A 4,523-nucleotide genomic window follows, 5' to 3' on the forward strand; every position below is an offset into this window, starting at 1 on the left:
GTGATTGCTTGTTTCTCGCGACGGAACGCATCTTGGGTGTCACAGCAGGCGTGGTCGAACCGCCGCGCGAGTTCGACTTCGAGCCAGGGATAAAACGGTGAATCCGGTTTGATGACGAGCTTGCGCATCAGAGATTGCGGGTGCAGGGACGGTAACCCCACGTTCTGGACATCCCTCACGCGAAAATACATGAGACGCCCACGCAGGTGTGTGCGATCGACCCATGCGGCTACCTTCACGTAGTGAGCATCTGGTACCAGAAGCGAAAGACCGAAACTACGTAACAGGCGTTCGGCCGCACCTTCCCAGTCCGCCTCATTATCGCGCACTTGCAGTAGCTCGCCCGCGAACGGCAGATCTTCGGCATTTATCGAAAGCTCGGCACACAGCCGGTCGCGAATGGCAAGCACACGAGAGTCGATATTGGAGCGCCGTTCACGCAGAGAGACGACCTCAGCCGAGATTTCGTCGTGCTCGCGCTTCAATTGACGAAATTCAATTTCCGTCTCAGTGTGCGCATTCTGCACTTCGGCCTGCCGGGATTGGGCCGCTTCGCGCTCGTCGTGCAACCGGTGCCCGTTGGCGAGGAACGTCTCGATATCCCGCACCTCAGGAAAACTCAAGGCGCGCGCGAGCGCGTTGTACTTCTCGGCGCGTTCCATGCGCCGGGTTTTCTCTTCCCGTTTGGCCGCGATCTCGCTGGCGATGCGCTCGATGCGGTCGCCACCGTTGTCGGCGATAGCGCGTTTCAAGTCATCGCGTTCCGCCTGCCGGCTGCGCCGCTTTTCGGTCAGTGCGCCGATGCGGGCGGCAAGCCGCGCCAGCTCAGCGTCCAGGCTGGCGATGCGCTTGGCGAGCAGCTCGCCTTTGAGTTGGGCGAACCAGGGTTTGAGTGCCTCTCGGCAGGCGCGCAGTTCCTCTACCTGGGCGGCGATCTCGGCGTGATGATCGCAGTCAGCCACCAAGGGATCGAGTGCCTTGATCTGGACCTTGGCCTTGAGTACCGCTTCGTGGGCACGGTTGAGATCGTCGAAGTGGCTAACCAGCGCCTCGATGCGACTCTCTACCGGGAAGGCCTCCAGCATATGGTCGCGCACGAAGTCGGTGAGATTACCAACCGATTTCATGGACACGGTCTGGTTGAAGAGATCCATCGCCTGCTCGTTGCCGATGCCGAAGCGGCGGCGGAAGGCAGCTCCATAAGGCGGGAAGCTGTCGTGCACCTCGACTTGCGGGCTGCGGCGCAGCCGTTTCTTGAGATCGTTGATGTCGGCGCCGAAGCCCGCGAAGTGTTCGGCAATTGAAAGCGGAACATCCGCCACCACGTAGAAGCGCTGTGGCTGGCCTTCACCGTCCTTGATCCAGAACACCTGGGCGAGCGTCACGTGCTGGTCGAAGCCCTCGTTGCGAAAATGGCCGAGGAGGACCGCATAGCTGTTGTGGTCGCGCAGCGCAACCGGACGGGCCGCCAGTCCCGTGTCGGAGCGTTCCGACTTGTAATGGCCGAGCACATAGGATTTCAGCGTGCGTTCCTTGCTCTCGGCCCCGGCCGCCTTGTTGTAGGTGATCTTCTGCGCCGGGACGAGCAACGTCGTGATCGCATCCACCAGCGTGGATTTGCCCGAGCCGATATCGCCGGTGAGTAGGGTGTTGTCGCCCTTAGGATGTAAGCTCCAGACCTTGTTGTGGAACGTGCCCCAGTTGTAGACCTCAAAGCGGTGCAGTCGGAAACCGGCGCGCTCGTCCGAGCCAGCGAAGTCGATAGGCTGGGTTTGCATCCGGTCCATTATTCGCCCGCTTCGGCAATGTGACTGCGATAGCCCTTGAGCCGCTCATCGAACTCGGCCAGCCACTGGGCTTCGACGAAGGTCTTGAGGATACGCATGACCTCGAACTGGTGCTCCTGGCCGCGCAGCTTGCGCAGGAAGCCGAGTTCCACGAGCTTGTTGATGTGGCTGTCAATGCGATCGAGGAGCCTCGCCTCGTTCGCGGTATCGGGCAGGAACACGCGCACCAATTCGACGATCTGCTCACCGGTGAGGACGAGGCGCGTGTCGCCGCCCGCGGCATCGAACTCGGCGAGCTTCTTGCGCAGCAGCGCGAGCAGCAGGCTCACCGGGTAACTCAGCGGGCGGCGCTGAACCAGCCGAGGCAGCGCCTCATCATCCTCGGCTTGCGGCTTCTGCCGCAAGTAGGCATAGCCCTCGGCTTCGTCCAACAAGAGTTCCAGCCCGAGCATCGCGACGTAATCGCGTACCCGCGCCTGAAGCGCGAGCAGACCTTGCCAGAGCGCGGGATTCGTATCCTGGTAAAACACACCCTTGAAGAGCGTGATGAGTACCGGGGAGAGTTGTTGGCTCGCCGCGTCGCGTTCGCTCATCGATGTCCCGGTTCAGCGGCTGAAAATGACCGTGGGCAGGCTGGCCCGCATCTCGCGCCCGAGGGCGTCGGTCCAGCCGACCGTCTGGGGGCAAGAGTCGTCGATGAGCGCCTTGCTGTCATCGGCGGCGAGGCTCAAGTACGCGACCAGTTCCGCGAGCCCTTGTTCCAGCGGGTACTCCGCGAGCAGCGCGGTGAGCGCAATTTGCTCGCGTACCTGCAACGTCCGGCGGATGCGCGCATCGAGCTCGGCCTTGTCCACGTATACTTGCTCGAACAGCGCAGCTGCCTCGATCCCTTCGCCCCCCTCCTCGATCGATTGTTGGGCGATGCGTGGCTTGAGCGGCGGCGTGAACAGAGGGCGATCCATCACCAGCGCGACGGAGGGGGCCGTATCGTTCAGCGCCATAAAATCGCCCTCGGGCGGACTATTCCGTATGGCCAGTGCCTGTTGTTCGATGTCGCGAATAATGGTCATGATCCGCCGGTTCTCCAGCCAGGCCTGATCGTCCAGGTACTTGCGCAACTGTTCCGAGAGGCGCGCCACGGTGCGCTGGGCTGCCTCGCCCGCCTCCAACCAATCGTAGTGGACACGCAACAAGCGCCGGTCGGGGCGCGTCTCGGCGATCGGGTCCAGGGACAGGATACGCTCCAACAGGGCGGACAGTTCTTCCTGCCGCGCCGGTGACATCAGGAAATCCCAGAAGGCGCGGAAGCTCTTGCCCTGGTCCGAGTCGGCGATCGTGTCGCGCTCGCCAAAAATACTTTCCAGGAGCTCACCCTTGCCGCCTTCCCACAATGCGATTCGCTCGCGCACCTGGCGGTCAAGATCGCGGAAGTTCTGCTCGACCTGGCGGAAGTCGGAGAGCAGCGCGCGGGCGGTTTCCCCCATCTGATAAAAGCGTTCCTTGAGCTGCGTGGCATCCATGAGATCGATCTCGCCTTTGCGTATGCGCGCGACCTCGGCCTCGATCTCGGCCCGGCGCTTTTCCAGCTCGGCGATTCGAACCGCCGGGTCGGTTTCCGTCCCGCGCGCCATCTGGTGGAGCAGATCAAAGATGGTCTTAAGGCGTGACTCGGTGCCGATGAACTGCTTCTGCTCCAGGCTGGATAGCCATTCGATTGCCTTCTCTGTCGCTGGCGTCAGATCGAAGCGTGGCTCGTCGCTGTCCTCGGGGTAGAACTTGCGTAGCCAGCCCTTGTTGTCTTCGACCCAGTCGTTCAAATAATTCCCGGCGGTTTTTGGAAACGCCATATCGCCAACCATGGAGCGCAGACTGTAGAGGTAATCGTCCAAACGCCCACTTAGCTCCGACTGACCAAGTGTGCGCCGATTTGGTTTGGTAAACGCATCGTAGAGGAACGCAATGATGAACGGCGCATGCTCGGCGGCGAGCAGCCGCCAAGCCGGATGGTGATGACGTAAAGCAACGAGCGCGTGGTAATCCATGTCTCGCTTTTCCATTAATAATCCAGCAAGTACTCCTCCAAGCGGCGGGAGTCAATATACACCATGTGGGTATTACAGGAAGAAAGCACGGTGTTCTGGCCGTTCTTGGCGAGAACTGCCATTGTGCGAAATATGCAATCAATGAAAAAGGCCACTGCGAGGGTGGCCTTTTCATTGCTGGTGGAGGTGGCGGTGTTACTCGGCGCATCCCTGCGCCTCACCCCTTTGGGGCCGCCGTCGCTGTGCTCCGGCGTTCCGACTCGCTCCCGGCGAGTCTGGTCACAATTTCGCCGGGAGCGAAATTGGACGCGCTTCAGCGCGCCCGCAGGGTGCGCGCCAGGGATGGCGCGCATCAAACCGCGCTACGCGGGTTCACCTTCGCGCAACTACGCTGCGCGAGCAAACAAAAAAGGGCCGTTTGGCCCCTTTTTGTTTGCTTGGTGGAGGTGGCGGGAGTCGAACCCGCGTCCGCAAGCCCTACGTCTACGGTTCTACATGCGTAGTCTGTCTTTGATTTGACGCCTCGCTCCCCGGCAGACAGGGTCATCGAGGCGCTTAGCCTGCTATGGGTTTAGCACCGTCCCAACAGACACGAAACGGCGCGATCCCGTGTGGATGACCTCTCGATCCCGGCCCGCGGGCGAAGCGTAGGCGAGAGGCTAGCGGGGATTAAGCCGCTAGAGCGTAGTTGTCG

3 protein-coding genes and 1 other RNA gene are annotated in these 4,523 nt (G+C 61.4%); all 4 read right to left on the reverse strand.

All coding sequences use genetic code 11. The features are described 5' to 3' along the window. The coding region (locus WDA27_14660; GenBank protein MFA5892167.1) for an ATP-binding protein at positions 1-1,778 on the reverse strand (1,778 nt) is incomplete at its 3' end. An 8-nt stretch (positions 1,779-1,786) separates the two neighbouring features. After that, a complete protein-coding gene (locus tag WDA27_14665; GenBank protein MFA5892168.1) occupies positions 1,787-2,380 on the reverse strand; it encodes a DUF4194 domain-containing protein in 594 nt (197 codons plus the stop codon). Between the two features lie 12 nt (positions 2,381-2,392). Further along, a complete protein-coding gene (locus WDA27_14670; protein ID MFA5892169.1) occupies positions 2,393-3,844 on the reverse strand; it encodes a DUF3375 domain-containing protein in 1,452 nt (483 codons plus the stop codon). A gap of 423 nt (positions 3,845-4,267) precedes the next feature. Beyond that, positions 4,268-4,523: a transfer-messenger RNA gene (gene ssrA / locus WDA27_14675) on the reverse strand; the annotation flags it as partial.

The sequence above is a fragment of the Actinomycetota bacterium genome (genome assembly GCA_041658565.1).
In the GTDB taxonomy this organism is placed as follows: Bacteria; Actinomycetota; AC-67; order AC-67; family AC-67; genus JBAZZY01.